The sequence below is a fragment of the Armatimonadota bacterium genome (assembly GCA_031459715.1).
Lineage (GTDB): Bacteria > Sysuimicrobiota > Sysuimicrobiia > Sysuimicrobiales > Humicultoraceae > Humicultor > Humicultor tengchongensis.
The window spans coordinates 23529-38461 of record JAVKIA010000005.1; the positions used below are offsets into that span (position 1 = coordinate 23529).

The following is a 14933-nucleotide window of genomic DNA, read 5'->3' on the forward strand; positions in this document are numbered from 1 at the left end:
GTTCGCCCGAGAACGCGAGGAGGAGTTGTCGGTCTACCGGACCGGCAACCAGGGTGGTACCGCGGAGCGCTGCTTCGCCCTTGGGTGAGGCAGCCTTCGTCTTTCCGAAGGGAGTGTAGAAGGCCGTGGCGGCAGACCCAGAGCGGATTCCAACGACCTATGACCCGCGCCGCGTGGAGCAGCACTGGTACCAGACGTGGCTGGCCCGGGGCTACTTCCACGCGCCCGTGGACCCACAGCGTCGGCCGTTCGTCATCATGATGCCCCTGCCCAACATTACTGGCGACCTGCACATCGGTCACGCCCTGAACAACACGCTGCAGGATGTGCTCATCCGCTGGCGGCGCATGCAGGGCTGGAACAGCATGTGGATGCCCGGCACCGATCACGCCAGTATCGGCACCCATGTGGTCATCGAGCGGGAACTGGCCCGGGAGGGGAAGACGCGTTTCGACCTGGGACGGGAGAAGTTTCTGGAGTTCACCTGGGCGTGGAAGGAGAAGTACGGGGGCATTATCTACAGCCAGTTGAAGCGCATGGGGTTCTCCTGCGACTGGGACCGCGTCACCTTTACCCTGGATCCGGGCTACGCCGACGCGGTGACCGAGGCTTTCCTCCGCCTCCACGCCCGGGGGTACGTGTACTACGGCCAGCGGATGATCAACTGGTGCCCCCACGACCTGACCAGCGTCTCCGACCTGGAGGTGGAGTACCAGGAGGTGGCCAGTACCCTCTACTACGTGCGCTATCCCGGCGCCGACGGTAGCGACGGCATCGTAATCGCCACGCAGCGGCCGGAGACGATTCTGGCGGACGTGGCGGTGGCCGTCCACCCGGAGGATGGCCGTTACCGCGACCTGGTGGGGCGGCAGGTGGTGGTGCCCATCGTGCAGCGGGTCGTCCCTGTTATCGCCGACCCGCGGGTGGATGCGCAGTTCGGCAGCGGCGCTGTCAAGATCACGCCCGGCCACGACCCCCTGGACAACGAGATCGGAGCCGCCCACGGTCTGCCCGCGCCGGTGGTGCTGGACGAGCACGGCCGGATGAACACGGAGGCGGGGAGGTTCGCCGGTCTGGACCGCTTCGCCGCCCGCCAGGCGGTAGCCGCAGAGCTGCGGGCCCGGGGGCTGGTGGTGCGGGAAGAGCCCTACACTACCGCGGTGGCCATCTGCGAGCGCTGCAAGACCGTGCTCGAGCCCTACATCACCGACCAGTGGTTTGTGCGTATGGCCGACCTGGCCGCACCAGCCGTCCGCGCGGTGCGCGAGGGGAAGGTGCGCTTCCACCCGGAGCGCTGGACGAAGGTCTACCTGGACTGGATGGAGGGTATCCGCGACTGGAACATCTCCCGGCGGCTGTGGTGGGGGCACCAGATCCCGGCCTGGCACTGCAGGGACTGCGGCGAGGTGGTGGTGGCGCGTCAGCGTCCCGACCGCTGCCCGCGTTGCGGCGGGGTCACGCTGATGCAGGAGGAGCAGATCCTGGACACCTGGTTCAGCTCCGCCCTCTGGCCCTTCGCCACCCTGGGCTGGCCGGCGGAGACCCCTGAGCTGCGCTATTTCTACCCGGGGAACGTGCTGGTGACGGACCGCAGCATCATCTTCCTCTGGGTGGCCCGTATGATCATGTTCGGCCTGGAGTTCCTGGGGGAGGTCCCCTTCACCGACGTCTACATCCACCCCACGGTGCTGACGCTGGAGGGGCGGCGGATGAGCAAGTCTATGGGCACGGGCATCGACCCCATGGAGATGATGGACCAGCGGGGATACGGGGCGGATGCCCTGCGCTTTGCCCTGGTGGTGCGCTGCTCGCAGCAGCAGGATCTGCGCTTCAGCGAGAAGATGCTGGAGGACGTGCGCAACTTCAACAACAAGATCTGGAACATCGCCCGCTTCGTCCGCCTGAACCTGGAGGGCTTCGTCCCGGCGGCACCGCCGCCACGGGAGGCCCTGGGGCTCATTGACCGGTGGATCCTCAGCCGCTTCGCCCGCACCGCCGGCGAGGTGACCGAGCACCTGGAGCGCTTTGAGTTCGACAAGGCGGCGAAGGCGATCTATGACTTCCTCTGGTCGACCTACGCCGACTGGTACGTGGAGCTGGCCAAGGTGGACCTTTCCCAGGCCGGCTCCGGGCGGCGGGAGCAGGTGCAGTGGACACTGTGGCGGGTCCTGGAGGGGGCACTGCGCCTGCTGCATCCCATCATGCCGCATATCACCGAGGAGATCTGGCAGCTGCTGCCTCACGAGGGGGAGAGCATCATGCTTGCTCCCTGGCCGCAGCCTCCGGCGCAGTGGCTGGATGCCTCGGCCGAACAGACTGTGGAGCGGCTGATCCAAGTCATCCGCGCCATCCGGTCGCTGCGCGCGGACATGGGGCTGCCACCCGGGGCCTCCGTGGCGCCGCTGCTGCGGGTGGCGGACGACGGCAGGCGTGCCGAGCTGGAGGCTTTCGCCCCCTATATCCGCACTCTGGCCCGGGCGGGCGGGCTGGCCTTCCCTCCTCCGGGAGCTTCTCCCCCGGCGCGGGCGGCCGCCGCAGCCGTGGACGGCGTCGAGGTCCTCCTCTCCGTGGGCCAGGCGGAGGCCGGACGCGTCCGGCACCGCCTGGCCCGAGAGCTGGAGCGAGTGCAGCAGGACCTGGGCAGGGTGGAGGCGCGCCTGCAGAGCGCCGGCTTCCTCCGCCGGGCGGCAGCGGAGGTGGTGGAGGGAGAGCGGCGGCGGCAGGAGGAGCTGCAGCGGCGACGGGAGACACTGGCGCGCTACCTGGCCAGCCTGGCCGAGGGCTGATCCGGCAGGAAAAAGGCGTCGCTCCCCGAAACTGCGCAGGCGGGGCGTTCTTCGTCGCGGAGGGATCCGGTGCGCGCCAGTCCACTCGTCGTCACCCTGGCCCTGATCGGTCTGTTCGTTGTCTCCCTGGTGCTGGGCTACGCTATCGGAGAGATCTTCCTGAAGCAACCCGGCATCGCCCAACAGCCTGCCGCGGCGCCCTCACCGGCGCCCCCTACACGGGCTGTGCTGCCGCCGTCCCCCGCGCCACCGCCACCGGCCGCATCCACCCCGCTGCTGCCCACGCCTGCCCCGCTGCCTACGCCAGCACCCACGCCCCTCCCCACGGTTGCCGCAACCACAACACCGGCACCCCGTCCGGCGGTGACGCCCGCCGCGCCCCTTCTCTTCCGCGTGCAGGCGGGCGCGTTCCTCAAGCGGGAAAACGCGCAGGAGCGGGTGAACCAGCTGCGGGCTGCCGGATTCGACGCCTACCTCCTGCCCAGCGGGGAGCTGTTCAAGGTCTTCGTCGGAGCCTTCGCCGAGCGGGAGAACGCCGAGCGCCTGGCGGAGCGGCTGCGCGCGGTCGGCTTCGAGACCATCATCGTCCGCCAGTAGGGCTGCGCTGCGGGCCTGCCGAAGGAGAGGGACGGCCGCGCCCCGTTGGGAGCGGCGCCGTTTTCCCGTCTGCCCGAAGACCGCGGCCACCGCGGCCGGCTCCGGTGTAGCCGCGGCGGATGCCTGGAGACGAAAGGAGGGCCTGATGACGCCGCAACACCTGCTGGTCACCCGCGAAGAGGCCGTCGCCGTGGTGCAGCTGAACCGCCCCGAGGTGCTGAACGCCCTCAACCGGGCGCTGATGGATGAGCTGGTCGCCGTGCTGGAGGACCTGGACCGGGACCCCGAGGTCCGCTGCCTGGTGCTCACCGGCAGCCCCCGGGCCTTTGCTGCGGGCGCGGACATTCGCGAATTCGCCGAGGCCTCGGTGGTAGATATGCTGCAGGCGTACCGCTTCCAGCAGTGGGAGCGCATCCGCAAGGTGGCCGCGCCGCTGGTGGCTGCGGTCACCGGGTTCGCCCTGGGCGGCGGCAACGAGCTGGCCATGCTCTGCGACATCATCATCGCCGGGGAATCAGCGCGCTTCGGCCAGCCGGAGATCAACCTGGGGCTGATCCCGGGGGCCGGAGGAACCCAGCGGTTGACCCGTACCGTGGGCAAGTACCGGGCGATGGAGCTGATCCTCACCGGGCGGCAGATGACGGCGCGGGAAGCGGAGGCCATGGGGCTGGTGACACGCGTGGTCCCCGATGAGTTGGTGCTGTCGGAGGCCCGGGCCCTGGCCCGGGAGATCGCCTCCCGTCCGCCGCTGGCCGTGCGGCTGGCTAAGCAGGCGGTGCTCAAGGCGTTCGACACCTCCCTGGAGGGAGGACTGGACTACGAGCGCAAGTGCTTCTACCTGCTCTTCGCTACGGAGGATAAGGAAGAGGGCGTGCGTGCCTTCCTGGCCCGACGCCCCGCCCAGTTCCGCGGGCGATAAACCCGCCCGGGCATGTCGCCGGGCAAGGTGAAAGGAGGCGGGAGGATGCCAGCCCCTGCGCTGAACACGGTGCTGCTGGCGGAGGAGGCAGGGGTGCTCACCCTGACCCTTAACCGACCGGAAGTCCTGAACGCGGTCAATGAGCAGCTGGCCCGCGAGCTGCAGGAGGGCCTGGACTACGCCGCCCGGGAGGCCGAGGTGCGCTGCATCGTCCTCACGGGGGCCGGGCGCGGGTTCTGCTCTGGACAGGACCTGAGGGAGCGCCCCCCGACGGCGGAGCCATCGTACCTGGAGTTGTTGCGGCGCCGCTACAACCCGGTGATCCTGCGGCTGGCCACGGTGGAGAAGCCGGTACTGGCCGCGGTCAACGGGGTGGCCGCAGGCGCCGGCTGCAGCCTGGCCCTGGCCTGCGACCTGCGGTTCGCCTCGGAGCAGGCCTCGTTCATCCAGATCTTCGCCCGGGTCGGGCTGGTTCCCGATTCCGGGAGCACCTACTTCCTGCCCCGCCTGGTGAGCCTGGGCAAGGCTTTCGAAATGGCCTACCTGGCAGATCCGGTGGACGCGCAGGAGGCGCTGCGCCTGGGCCTGGTCAACCGGGTAGTGCCGGCGGAGGAGCTGATGGCGACCACCCTGGAGGTGGCGCGGCGTCTGGCTGCCGGGCCCACCAGAGCCTATGGGTTGACCAAGCGGGCCCTGCGCCACGCCTTGCACGCCCCGCTGGAGGATGCGCTGGCCTATGAGGCCTACCTGCAGGAGGTGGCCGGGGCCACCGCCGACCACCGTGAGGGTGTGGCGGCCTTTGGGGAGAAGCGGCCGCCGCAGTTTACCGGAGCCTGAGATGCCGGAGCCGGTCATTGTGGATGCCGTCCGCACTCCCATCGGCCGGTACGGCGGGGTACTTCGGGACGTGCGCCCCGACGACCTGGCCGCAGTTGTCATCCAGGCGCTGGTGCGCCGCAACCGCCTGGATCCAGGGAAGATCGAGGACGTCATCTTCGGCTGCAGCAATCAGGCCGGCGAGGACAACCGCAACGTGGCCCGCATGGCTGTGCTCCTGGCAGGTCTGCCGGTGGACGTGGCCGGGCAGACGGTGAACCGGCTGTGCGGCTCGGGGCTGCAGGCGGTGGTCGCCGCTGCACACGCTATCCGGGCGGGGGAGGGAGAAGTCTTCATCGCCGGCGGTGTGGAGTCGATGACCCGCGCGCCCCTGGTCATGGCCAAGCCTGACCGGGCTTTTCCGCGGGGCCGGGTGGAGCTCCACGACAGCACCATCGGCTGGCGCTTCGTCAACCCGAAGCTGGCTCAGGCCTACCCGCCGCTGAGCATGGGGGAGACTGCCGAGGTGGTGGCTGAGCGGTATGGCATTACCCGGCAGGAGCAGGACGCCTTCGCCCTGGAGAGCCAGCGCCGGGCCGCGCGGGCCATCGCCGAGGGACGCTTCCGGGAGGAGATCGTCCCGGTGGTGGTCCCGGGGCCAGGGGGCGAGCCGCTCATCGTAGACACGGACGAGCCGCCGCGCCCGGATACCACCCTGGAGCGCCTGGCGGCGCTCCCTCCAGCATTCAAGCAGCACGGGACGGTCACCGCGGGGAACGCCTCGGGAATCAATGACGGGGCTGCAGGCATCCTGCTCATGTCGGCGGAGGCAGCGGCGGCCCGCGGGTCCAGACCCAGGGCGCGTGTGGTCGCTTCGGCTGTGGCGGGCGTGGACCCCTCCACCATGGGTCTGGGTCCGGTCCCCGCCACGCGCAAGGTCCTGGCACGGGCGGGCCTGTCCATTCAGGACCTGGACGTGATCGAGCTGAACGAGGCTTTTGCCGCGCAGGTGCTGGCCTGCATGCGAGAGCTCAACATCCCCCCGGAGCGGCTCAACCCCAATGGTGGGGCCATTGCGCTGGGGCATCCCCTGGGCTGCAGCGGGGCGCGAATCATGACCACCCTGCTGTATGAACTGGAGCGGCGGGGGGCACGGTTAGGGCTGGCCACCATGTGCATCGGGGTGGGGCAGGGCATCGCCGTGGTCATCGAGCGGGTTCCTCACTGAGCCCAGCGACTGATCCGGGTAGTACCGCCATGATGGTGTACGACCGGCACGGGCAGCCCCTGGCCCCGGGGCACCGCGTGCGGGTGCTGCGTGATCCGCCGCTGGAAGGCCAGGTACGGCGCGTGATCCCCCGCTACGACCTCCTCACCGTGGTCGTATGGGGGAGGGCGGGCGCTAGCGAGGTTATGGCGCGAGGAGAGGAGGTGGAGCTGCTGCCGTCCCCTTGAGCGGGGACCGGCGCGACTGCGACGGAAGGCGGCCTGCGAACTTCTACCAGCTCTTCGGTCCCCATGAGGTACCCTTCTCAGCCGGACGGGTCGGGGAAGTGGAGTTCCCGGTGGAGCACCTCCTGCAGCCGTTCCGGAGCCACGGAGGTGTAGATCCGGGTCGTCCGCGGGTCGGCGTGGCGCAGGAGGTCCTGGATGTACTCCAGCGGCACTCCCCGGTCGGCCAGGGCGACCCCCACCGTGTGCCGCAGGGCGTGGAACGACAGCGGCCGGGTGATGCCCGCCGCCCTCAGGTAGGCCCGCAGGATCCGCTCCGCGGACTCGTAGGTCAGGCCGCGGCTGCCGCGAGGGGGGAGGGAGATGAAGACGAACGACGACGCCCAGCGGGGGCGGACGGCCAGCCACCGCTCCAGGGCACGGACGGCCGTGGCCGTCACCGGCTGGAGGTACTGGCCGCCACCTTTGCCGGTGATCCGCACCTGCCCCCGGTCGAGGAAGAGGTCGTCCAGCTGCAGGCCCACCACTTCCGAGACGCGCAGCGAGGAGAGGCCCAGCTCAACCAGCGCCCGGTCCCGCCTCCCCCGGGGGGTATCGGGGATGACAGCGCGTAGCCGTCCCACCTCCGCCGGCCGGAGGAAGCCGGGCACGGTGGCCCGGCTGATCCTGGGGAGCTCCAGGTGCTCCAGGGGGCTTGCCCCAAGGCGGCCGGTTCTCACCAGGTAGGCGTAGAACTGGCGTAGGGCCACCAGGCGGCGAGCCCGGGTGCGGGGGCGGAGACCGGCCCGCTGCATGGCGTGGCTGAAGCGGCGCAGGTCCTGCGCACGGACCGCCTCCAGGGGACGATGACGGAGCCACTCGGCGAACTGAGCGAGGTCACTGAGGTACCCCTGGATGGTCCGCGGGCGCTGGTTGCGCGCGGCCAGGTCGTCGGCCCACTCCTGGAGGAGGGGAGGGAACTTGGCGGGGGCCCGGCGGGGCTCCATGCGTGCGGGGAGAATTCCCGCTCCAGGGCGCGGTTTCCTTCAAGTCGCATAATGGGCATTGTACGACATGATCTCGGTCCGGGCCGAGTTCATCGGTCCAAAGTGCGAACAGATGTTTGCCTTACCTCATTGCCCCGTGCTATAATCCGGTTCGCCTCCCGGTGGAGACCTCGTGTAAGGAGGAGCGCACATGGGCCGGGGACTGACGCGCCGACAGGCCGAGATCCTCACCTTCATCCAGCGCTTCGCGGAGACACACGGGTACCCTCCGTCGGTGCGCGAGATTGGCCGCGCGCTGGGGCTGACCAGCAGCTCCACCGTGCACAGCCACCTGGCCGCGCTGGAGAAGAAAGGCTACCTGCACCGCGATCCGAGCAAGCCCCGCGCGCTGGAGGTGCTGCGCGACGAGCGGGCGGCCCCGCCGAAGAAGGTCATCCCCCTGCCCGTGGTCGGCCGTGTGGCCGCCGGCAGCCCCCTGCTCGCCCAGGAGAACATCGAGGACTACTTCCCCCTGCCGGCGGAGTTCGTCCGCGGCGCCGAGACCTTTATCCTCCGCGTGCGCGGGGACAGCATGGTGGGCGCAGGCATCTACGACGGTGACTACGTCATCGTGCGTCGTCAGCCCACCGCCCACAACGGGGATATTGTCGTGGCACGCCTTGAAGACGAGGCGACGGTCAAGCGCTTCTTCCGGGAGGACGGCTACATCCGGCTGCAGCCGGAAAACCCTGCCCTGGAGCCAATCCTCACCCGAGACGTGATCATCGAGGGCAAGGTGGTCGGGCTGATCCGGCGGATGGCTTCGTAGCCGGCAGCTTCCGGCGAGACCGGACTGCCTGGCATCCTCAGCCGAAGGGGCCCAGGACCCCGGCAGGCAGACGGATCCCCAGCAACCGGGCCAGTATCTCCAGCCCCACCAGCACGCCCGCCGTGTACAGCACCGCCAGCGGCCAGGCCATGCGGCCAATTCGCCGCATGAACAGCAGGATCCACCCGGCCGTGGCCAGGCGGATCCCTACCACCCAGATCAGCGCGGTGTAGACTGCGATGCCTCCCAGATAAATGAGCGCACGGGAGGTCGCCGGACCGGAGAGGGCGACGTCGTCCTCCTCTTCGGCGGGCAGGCTGCGCCCGCGGACTTCCTGGATCACCTGGGCCAGGGCCAGCACCGTTCCCGCGCTGGCCACGCTTAGCGGCATCAGCGCCGCTCCGGGCAGGAACCCGCGGGAGGTCGTCCAGGCATAGGCGAATACGCCAAGGAGCCCCATGCTGACCACCGTCCCTACCCCCGGAGTCCAGCGGGCGACTGCCTGCTCCCGCCGCCGCGTCCGCTCGCGCAGCGCCCGCAGCCCGCTCCAGGCGAACGGTGAGATCACCAGCAACCCGATGACCACTACGGCCGGGCGGAGCAACCAGGCGCGCGGGTCGGGGAAGAGGTTCACCGTCAGCCAGAAGTACCGCTCCAGGGGTCCGGAGAGGACGAAGCCGATGAGCAGCGGCGCCCGCGGCCATCCCGCGGCTTTCATCCCGTACCCCAGGACCCCCAGCGCCAGCAGCGTCAGCAGGTCGCCGTAGTGCTGCGTCTCCTGGTAGGCGGCCAGGGCCATCATCAGGATGATGGCGGGGGCCACCCGCGTGAACGGGATGTAAGTCAGCCGGGCCAGCGCCGGGCTGGCCAGGAACATCAGGGCCGCCCCGATCACGTTGGCTGCGGCAAACGTCCAGACGATAACGTAGATGAGATCCAGATGATCGGTGACGATGCGTGGCCCGGGGACCACCCCGTAGGCCAGCAGCGACCCCATGATCATGGCCGCCGGCGCACTGCCCGGGACGCTGAAAAGCAAGGTGGGGACCAGGTCGCCGGCCTCCACCGCGTTGTTGGCCGCTTCGGGGGCGATGATGCCGCGGATGTCTCCCCGGCCGAAGCGATCCCGATCCCGGCTGGCCGCCACCACGTGCCCGTAGGCCATCCAGGTCCCCGCCGTGGCGCCGATGGCCGGCAGGACCCCGGCCCACATCCCGATGAGCGCCCCGCGCAGGACCAGCCAGCGGTGGCGCAGGACGTCGCGCGCCCCCTCCAGCCAGCCCCGCCCCAGGTCTACCCGTTCGGCGATAGCCCCGCCTCGGGCCAGCAGGGCGATGACCTCGGCGATGCCGAAGACGCCCAGGGCGACGATGGCCAGGTCCAAGCCGTCCATCAGGTAGACCTGGCCGAAGTCGAACCGCACCTGAGCCGCCGCCGGCGTGGGGCCCACCGTACCTAGCAGCAGCCCCAGCAGGCCGGCGATGATTCCCCGGCGCGGCTCTTTCCCCAGGAGGCTGCCGGCGAAGGAGATCCCCAGCACCGTGAGCATGAACAGCTCCGGGGAGCCAAAGGAGAGCACCAGGGGGCGGGCGATGGGGATGGAGAGCGTCAGGCCCAGGGCGCCGATAAGCCCGCCCGCCAGCGAGGAGAGGTAGGCGGCAGCCAGCGCCCGCGCGGCCTGCCCCTGTTTGGCCAGGGGATGCCCTTCGAGTACGCTGGGCACCGACGCCGCCGATCCCGGTGCTCCGATCAGCACCGAGGTGATGGTGTCCGAGGTGTGGACCACCGCCAGCGCGCCGGTGACCATGGCCAGCGCGGCCACCGCGTCCAGCTTGACCACGAAGGGCAGCAGCACGGCCACGGCCACAATGCCCCCCATGCCGGGCAGTATGCCCACGACCAGTCCGGCCAGGACGCCCAGGAGCATCATCCCCAGCCGCGTGGGGATCAGAAAGAGCTCCAGCCCGGCCTGCAAGGCCTGCCCCATCGGCGCCCGCCCCGTCGCTCAGCCGGCCGTCCGGCTGCTTCTCAGATGGCGACGTTGTACTTCGTCCGCAGCAGGTCCAGGATGAACTTCCGCACGTCCAGGGTCACGGTAAGGGACCGCAGCAGCGCCCCTTCCATCTTGTCGCCGCGGAACAGGGTGTAGCCCTCCAGGATGTTCTTGCTCTTCTCCCGGAACTCCGGATCCGCATTCATCTTGTCCACCGCCTCCCACAGCGCGTTCAGCGCTTCCGGCGGCGTGCCCTGAGGCACCCACAGGGTCTTCTGGAAGGAGAAAGCCGGCACCAGCAGCGCCTGTAGCGCCTTCCAGCGCAGCAGCCCGTCCGGCTTGCGCTTGTGCACTTGCTGGTAGAACTCGTAGATGGTCGGCAGGTCGGGGGCCGCGGGGTCGCGCACCAGTTGCCCCTTCTCGTTGGTGAAGCCAAAGGAGAACAACGGGCGGGCCTTGCCTTCCCGGATCAGAGGAACGACCTGGGAGAGGTAGGCCGGCGTGGTCTGGTAGTCGATATTGGTCTCACCGCGCTCGAAGGCCAGACGGGCAGGACCGCGGCCCTCGAAGCCCAGGACGCTGCGCACGTTGATCCCCAGCAGCTCGAAGGCCAGGAGCATGGACAGGTCCAGGCCGGTGGCGCTGATGCCGCCGTAGACCAGCGGTCGGGCCGGGTTCAGCACGTCCTCCGGTCGGCGGATGCCCGTGGCCGGTGAGACGTAGGCCACGCCTCCCACCCCGTTCACCTTCACCAGCCTCCACTTCCTGTAGTCGTACTGCACCTGCGGCACGCCCAGAAGGAACGGGATCACGGTGGACCCGCTGCTGGCGAAGATCTGGAACCCGTCGGGTTTGGCGTTGGCCGCGTAGAAGTTGGCCCCCAGGATACTCCCACCTCCGGGCCGGTTGGTCACCACGATCTTCGGGTTCCCGGCGATGTGCTTCTCGAAGAACGGCGCCAGGAACCTGGTCTCGATGTCCGTCCCGCCCCCGGCGCCGAACGGCACGATGATCTCGATGGTCTTGCCGGCGTAGTAGGGCACCTGCCCCTGTACCGGGGTTCCCCCGGCGACGAGCAGCAGGCCGACGACCACAGCCAGCGCGGCTCGCTGCACTTCCCTCACCCCCTCACGGCGGCCGCGGCGGCCGGAGCCGTCAGCGGCCACACCGATGCTGGCACCAGTGCCATTCCCTCCATCAGACGGCGGGCGGTGCGCCGCGTCAACACCTTCTCCACGTGCCACTCCCCGTCCCGCCGCACCACCTGTACCCCCACCTCGATGATTCCAGCAGGATGGCCAATGCGCAGCGTGCGCTCCCCCGAGGGGCCGGGGCGGGCCACGGCGTGCACCAGCGTACCCTCCACCTGCGCCGCTGCGGCGGTGCAGATGGCGCCGGTGAGGGCGTAGGAGCGGTGCAGGCGTCCCATGGACATAATCCGCCCCACCACGTCCACGGCCGCGCCGTCCACGGGGCTCCCCCGGGTCGAGGTGTAGGAGGCCGGCGGAGCGGTGAAGGCCAGCTTGGGCACCCCGGGACTGCGCGCGGTAGCCTCCGCGGGGGTGCGGGCCAGACCTATGCGCACCGCGGCGTGAGCGCGGATCGCCTCGATCTTGGCCAGGAGTGCGGGGTCTCCGTCCACCCGCTCCGGCATCTCCAGCCCCTCCAGGCCCAGGTCCCCGGGATGGACGAAGACCACCGGGTTGGCGGCGTCCACCAGGGAGACGGTGAGCCGGCCTATCCCCTCCACCTCCAGCACGTCGGTGGGATTGCCGGTGGGCAGGAGCCGCCCGGTCATGGATCCGCCGGGGTCGAGGAACTCCAGCAGGATCATTGCCCCTGTCCCTGGCACGCCATCGATGGCGTAGTCGCCTTCTACCTGCGGCAGACCACCCGAGGTGGGCACGCGGGCGATAATGCGTTTCCGCGTGTTCACCTGCCAGATGCGCACCGTGGTCACCGGGTCGGTGGCACGGACGAGTCCCTCCTCAATGGCGAAGGGGCCCACGGCTGAGGAGATGTTCCCGCAGTTGCCTCCATAGTCCACCAGTGGCGCAGTCACCGAGACCTGCCCGAAGGTGTAATCCACATCCGCGTCCGGTACGGACGGGGGGCTGATTATGGCGGCCTTGCTGGTGGTGGAGACCGCGCCGCCCAGCCCGTCGACCTGGCGGCCGTAGGGGTCCCCCCCGCCGAAGATGGCCAGGATGACTCTGTCGCGCAGCGCGGGGTCCTCGGGCAGGTGGTGCCGGTGGAAGAAGACCGCCCGACTCGTGCCCCCACGCATGACGACTGCAGGAATACGCCGCTGCATGCTTCCCTCCCCTTTCCTGCTGCGCTCCGCCAGCAGGCGCGGGCCTCAGGTGTGACGGCGTGAGACGGCCAGCCGCGCACTCTCCTCGCCGGCCATCCGGCCAAAGACCGCGCCGCGCATCAGGCCGGCGCCGGCCGGGTAGTTGAAGCAGAAGAAACCGCCCGTAATCTCCCCAGTGGCGTACAGCCCTAAAATGAGTTTATTCTCCGTATCCAGCACCCGCGCCTGCTCGTCCACGCGCAGGCCGCCATAGGTAAAAGTGATCCCGCAGGTGACGGGGTAGGCCACGAAAGGTGGAGACTCCAGCGGCAGGGCCCAGTTGGACTTGGGAGGCCGAAGACCCGTCGTGCTCCTGCCGTCCCGCGCGGTGGGGTCGAACCTTCCGGCTCGGGCTGCAGCGTTGAAAGTGGCCACTGTCTCCTCCAGGGCCGCCCGGGGCACCCCCATGGCCTCAGCCAGCTCCGCTAACGTCTCTGCCCGGACCGGGCGACCGGTGGCGTACCGCTCCTCCAGCAGGTCGACGGTCTGCTGGTCGAAGATCTGCCAGGCCCGGTTTTGGGGCTGGGCCAGGATGGCCCGCCCGATTCTGGCGTAGGTGTAGGGCGAGAAGTCCTCCCCTTCGTCCACGAAACGTCGTCCCTCAGTGTTCACCATGATCCCGTACGGGTAGGAGAGCCGGTTGGTCCTGTCGGTGAGCCGCAGGTCACCCACCCGCGGTGCGGCGGCATCCACTGGAGTGGCGTGGCAGCCGCTCCAGTGGCCGTGGGGCTGCCCCCCGATCCGCAGCACGGCATCCAGCATTTCCCCGGTGCTAGAGGCGGTGCCGCGGACGATGACGGTGTCCCATCCGGGGCCCAGGTAACGCGCGCGCATCTCCGGGTTGGCTTCGAAGCCGCCGCAGGCCAGGATCACGGCGGGAGCCTCCAGGTCGGCGGGTCCGGCGGGACCGCGCACGCTCACCCCCGCACGCCCCCGGACCCGTCCAGGCGCAAGCCCACCGCCCTGATGGCGTAGGCCACCTCCACCCCCAGGCGCTCGGCGATTCGAAACAGCGCAGCGGAGAGCCCCACCCCGGCGCCGCGCGTCTGGAGTACGACGCCCGGCGGAAAGCGCCACCGCCCCCCCGTGGCGGACACCGAAGACCTGGCTCGGCGGGACAGCAGGGGCAGGATATCTTCCAGGCCGGAGTAGGCAAAGCGGAAGACCCCTCCGCTGAAGCGGGTATTGCCGCCCCGCAGTTCCGGAGGGGCCTTCTCCAGGACCAGTACCGTCGCCCCCGCCTCCCGGGCGGCGATGGCGGCGGCCAGCGCGGCGTTGCCCGCACCGACGACGATGACATCAGGGTTGCGGCCGGAGTGCATCCCTGGCCCTCACGGTCAGATGGAATCCCGGCGACTGCTGTACCGCTCTTCCAGCGCCAGCCACTCCGCCAGGCGGACGACGGCATCGCGGTCCTGGAAGGACACCCGCAGCTCCCCGGGGGTGAGCCCCCCGCGGCGCAGACTGGCCAGGACCTGCTGCATGCCGCGGATGGCCCCCAGCTGGAGGTCGGCGGGGAAGATAACGATCTGGTAGCCCATTGCCCGCAGCTCCTCAGGCGAAAGCAGGGGGCTCTTCCCGCTGTAGGTCAGGTTGTACAGAAGGGGCACCTGCACCGCCTCTCTGATGGCTGCCACCTCCTCCCGCGTCCGCGGCGCTTCCACGAACAGCACGTCGGCGCCGGCCCCTGCGTAGAGCCGTGCCCGCCGCAGCGCCTCCTCCAGGCTCACCGCCAACCGAGCATCGGTGCGGGCGATGATCACCAGGCCGGGGTCGCGCCGCGCCTCCACCGCTGCGCGGATCTTCCCCACCATCTCCTCCGCCGGGATCACTTCCTGCCCCTGGTAGTGCCCGCAGCGCTTAGGCGTCACCTGGTCCTCCAGGTGCAGCGCGGCCACGCCAGCGTCCTCGTAGAGGCGGACGGTGCGGCGGACGTTGAGGGCGCTGCCGTAACCGGTGTTGGCGTCGGCGATGACCGGGACGGCCACGGCCTGCGTGATCTGCCGTACCCGCTCCACCATCTCGCTCAGGGTCAGCAGGCCCAGGTCGGGCAGCCCGGCGCTACGGGCGATGGCGCCACCGCTGGCGTAGACCGCCTCGAACCCGGCGTCCTCGGCCAGCCGCGCGGAGAGGCCGTCGTAGACACCCACGGCCACGAGGATCACCCCCGTGGTGAGGCGCTGGCGCAGCCGCACGCGTGCGGCGGATGCGTCGCTCACCACA

13 protein-coding genes and 1 pseudogene are annotated in these 14933 nt (G+C 69.9%); 7 read left to right on the forward strand and 7 right to left on the reverse strand.

Going from position 1 to position 14933, the window contains the following annotated elements; genetic code table 11:
- Positions 1-125: 125 nt before the first annotated feature.
- The 6 genes from QN152_03425 to QN152_03450 all read left to right on the forward strand — a co-directional run bounded on the left by QN152_03425 (position 126) and on the right by QN152_03450 (position 6573).
- Positions 126-2786: a valine--tRNA ligase gene (locus tag QN152_03425; GenBank protein ID MDR7538565.1), complete on the forward strand. Its 2661-nt coding sequence runs from the start codon at positions 126-128 to the stop codon at positions 2784-2786.
- A 69-nt stretch (positions 2787-2855) separates the two neighbouring features.
- The gene (locus tag QN152_03430; GenBank protein ID MDR7538566.1) at positions 2856-3383 is read left to right on the forward strand and encodes an SPOR domain-containing protein; all 528 of its coding nucleotides are present in this window, start codon (positions 2856-2858) and stop codon (positions 3381-3383) included.
- Between the two features lie 145 nt (positions 3384-3528).
- Positions 3529-4302 carry an enoyl-CoA hydratase-related protein gene (locus QN152_03435; protein ID MDR7538567.1) on the forward strand — a complete coding sequence of 258 codons (774 nt, stop codon included), beginning with the start codon at positions 3529-3531 and terminating at the stop codon, positions 4300-4302.
- A 45-nt stretch (positions 4303-4347) separates the two neighbouring features.
- Positions 4348-5139 carry an enoyl-CoA hydratase-related protein gene (locus QN152_03440; GenBank protein ID MDR7538568.1) on the forward strand — a complete coding sequence of 264 codons (792 nt, stop codon included), beginning with the start codon at positions 4348-4350 and terminating at the stop codon, positions 5137-5139.
- A 1-nt stretch (position 5140) separates the two neighbouring features.
- Positions 5141-6346 carry an acetyl-CoA C-acyltransferase gene (locus QN152_03445; GenBank protein MDR7538569.1) on the forward strand — a complete coding sequence of 402 codons (1206 nt, stop codon included), beginning with the start codon at positions 5141-5143 and terminating at the stop codon, positions 6344-6346.
- 29 nt (positions 6347-6375) lie between these two features.
- Positions 6376-6573 carry a hypothetical protein gene (locus QN152_03450; protein MDR7538570.1) on the forward strand — a complete coding sequence of 66 codons (198 nt, stop codon included), beginning with the start codon at positions 6376-6378 and terminating at the stop codon, positions 6571-6573.
- Positions 6574-6650: 77 nt separating this feature from the next.
- Here QN152_03450 and QN152_03455 read toward each other — a convergent pair whose 3' ends face one another.
- Complete coding sequence (locus QN152_03455; GenBank protein MDR7538571.1) at positions 6651-7556, reverse strand: tyrosine-type recombinase/integrase; 906 nt, start codon at positions 7554-7556, stop codon at positions 6651-6653.
- A gap of 190 nt (positions 7557-7746) precedes the next feature.
- On the opposite strand from QN152_03455, the gene lexA reads away from it, so the two are divergent.
- Positions 7747-8364: a transcriptional repressor LexA gene (gene lexA, locus QN152_03460; protein MDR7538572.1), complete on the forward strand. Its 618-nt coding sequence runs from the start codon at positions 7747-7749 to the stop codon at positions 8362-8364.
- A 37-nt stretch (positions 8365-8401) separates the two neighbouring features.
- On the opposite strand, the gene QN152_03465 is transcribed toward lexA, so the two are convergent.
- From QN152_03465 to QN152_03490, 6 genes and pseudogenes are all read right to left on the reverse strand, one after another.
- Positions 8402-10351 carry a tripartite tricarboxylate transporter permease gene (locus QN152_03465; protein ID MDR7538573.1) on the reverse strand — a complete coding sequence of 650 codons (1950 nt, stop codon included), beginning with the start codon at positions 10349-10351 and terminating at the stop codon, positions 8402-8404.
- Positions 10352-10392: 41 nt separating this feature from the next.
- The gene (locus QN152_03470) at positions 10393-11481 is read right to left on the reverse strand and encodes a tripartite tricarboxylate transporter substrate-binding protein (protein MDR7538574.1); all 1089 of its coding nucleotides are present in this window, start codon (positions 11479-11481) and stop codon (positions 10393-10395) included.
- The gene (locus QN152_03475) at positions 11478-12671 is read right to left on the reverse strand and encodes a PrpF domain-containing protein (protein MDR7538575.1); all 1194 of its coding nucleotides are present in this window, start codon (positions 12669-12671) and stop codon (positions 11478-11480) included. Before QN152_03475 ends, QN152_03470 begins: the two co-directional genes overlap by 4 nt.
- A gap of 45 nt (positions 12672-12716) precedes the next feature.
- The gene (gene tcuA, locus QN152_03480) at positions 12717-13631 is read right to left on the reverse strand and encodes an FAD-dependent tricarballylate dehydrogenase TcuA (protein MDR7538576.1); all 915 of its coding nucleotides are present in this window, start codon (positions 13629-13631) and stop codon (positions 12717-12719) included.
- A 197-nt stretch (positions 13632-13828) separates the two neighbouring features.
- Positions 13829-14032 (reverse strand): annotated as a pseudogene (locus tag QN152_03485) (FAD-dependent oxidoreductase).
- Between the two features lie 15 nt (positions 14033-14047).
- Positions 14048-14929 (reverse strand): isocitrate lyase/PEP mutase family protein, encoded by an 882-nt coding sequence (locus tag QN152_03490; protein MDR7538577.1) that lies wholly within the window; start codon positions 14927-14929, stop codon positions 14048-14050.
- Positions 14930-14933 lie beyond the last annotated feature (4 nt).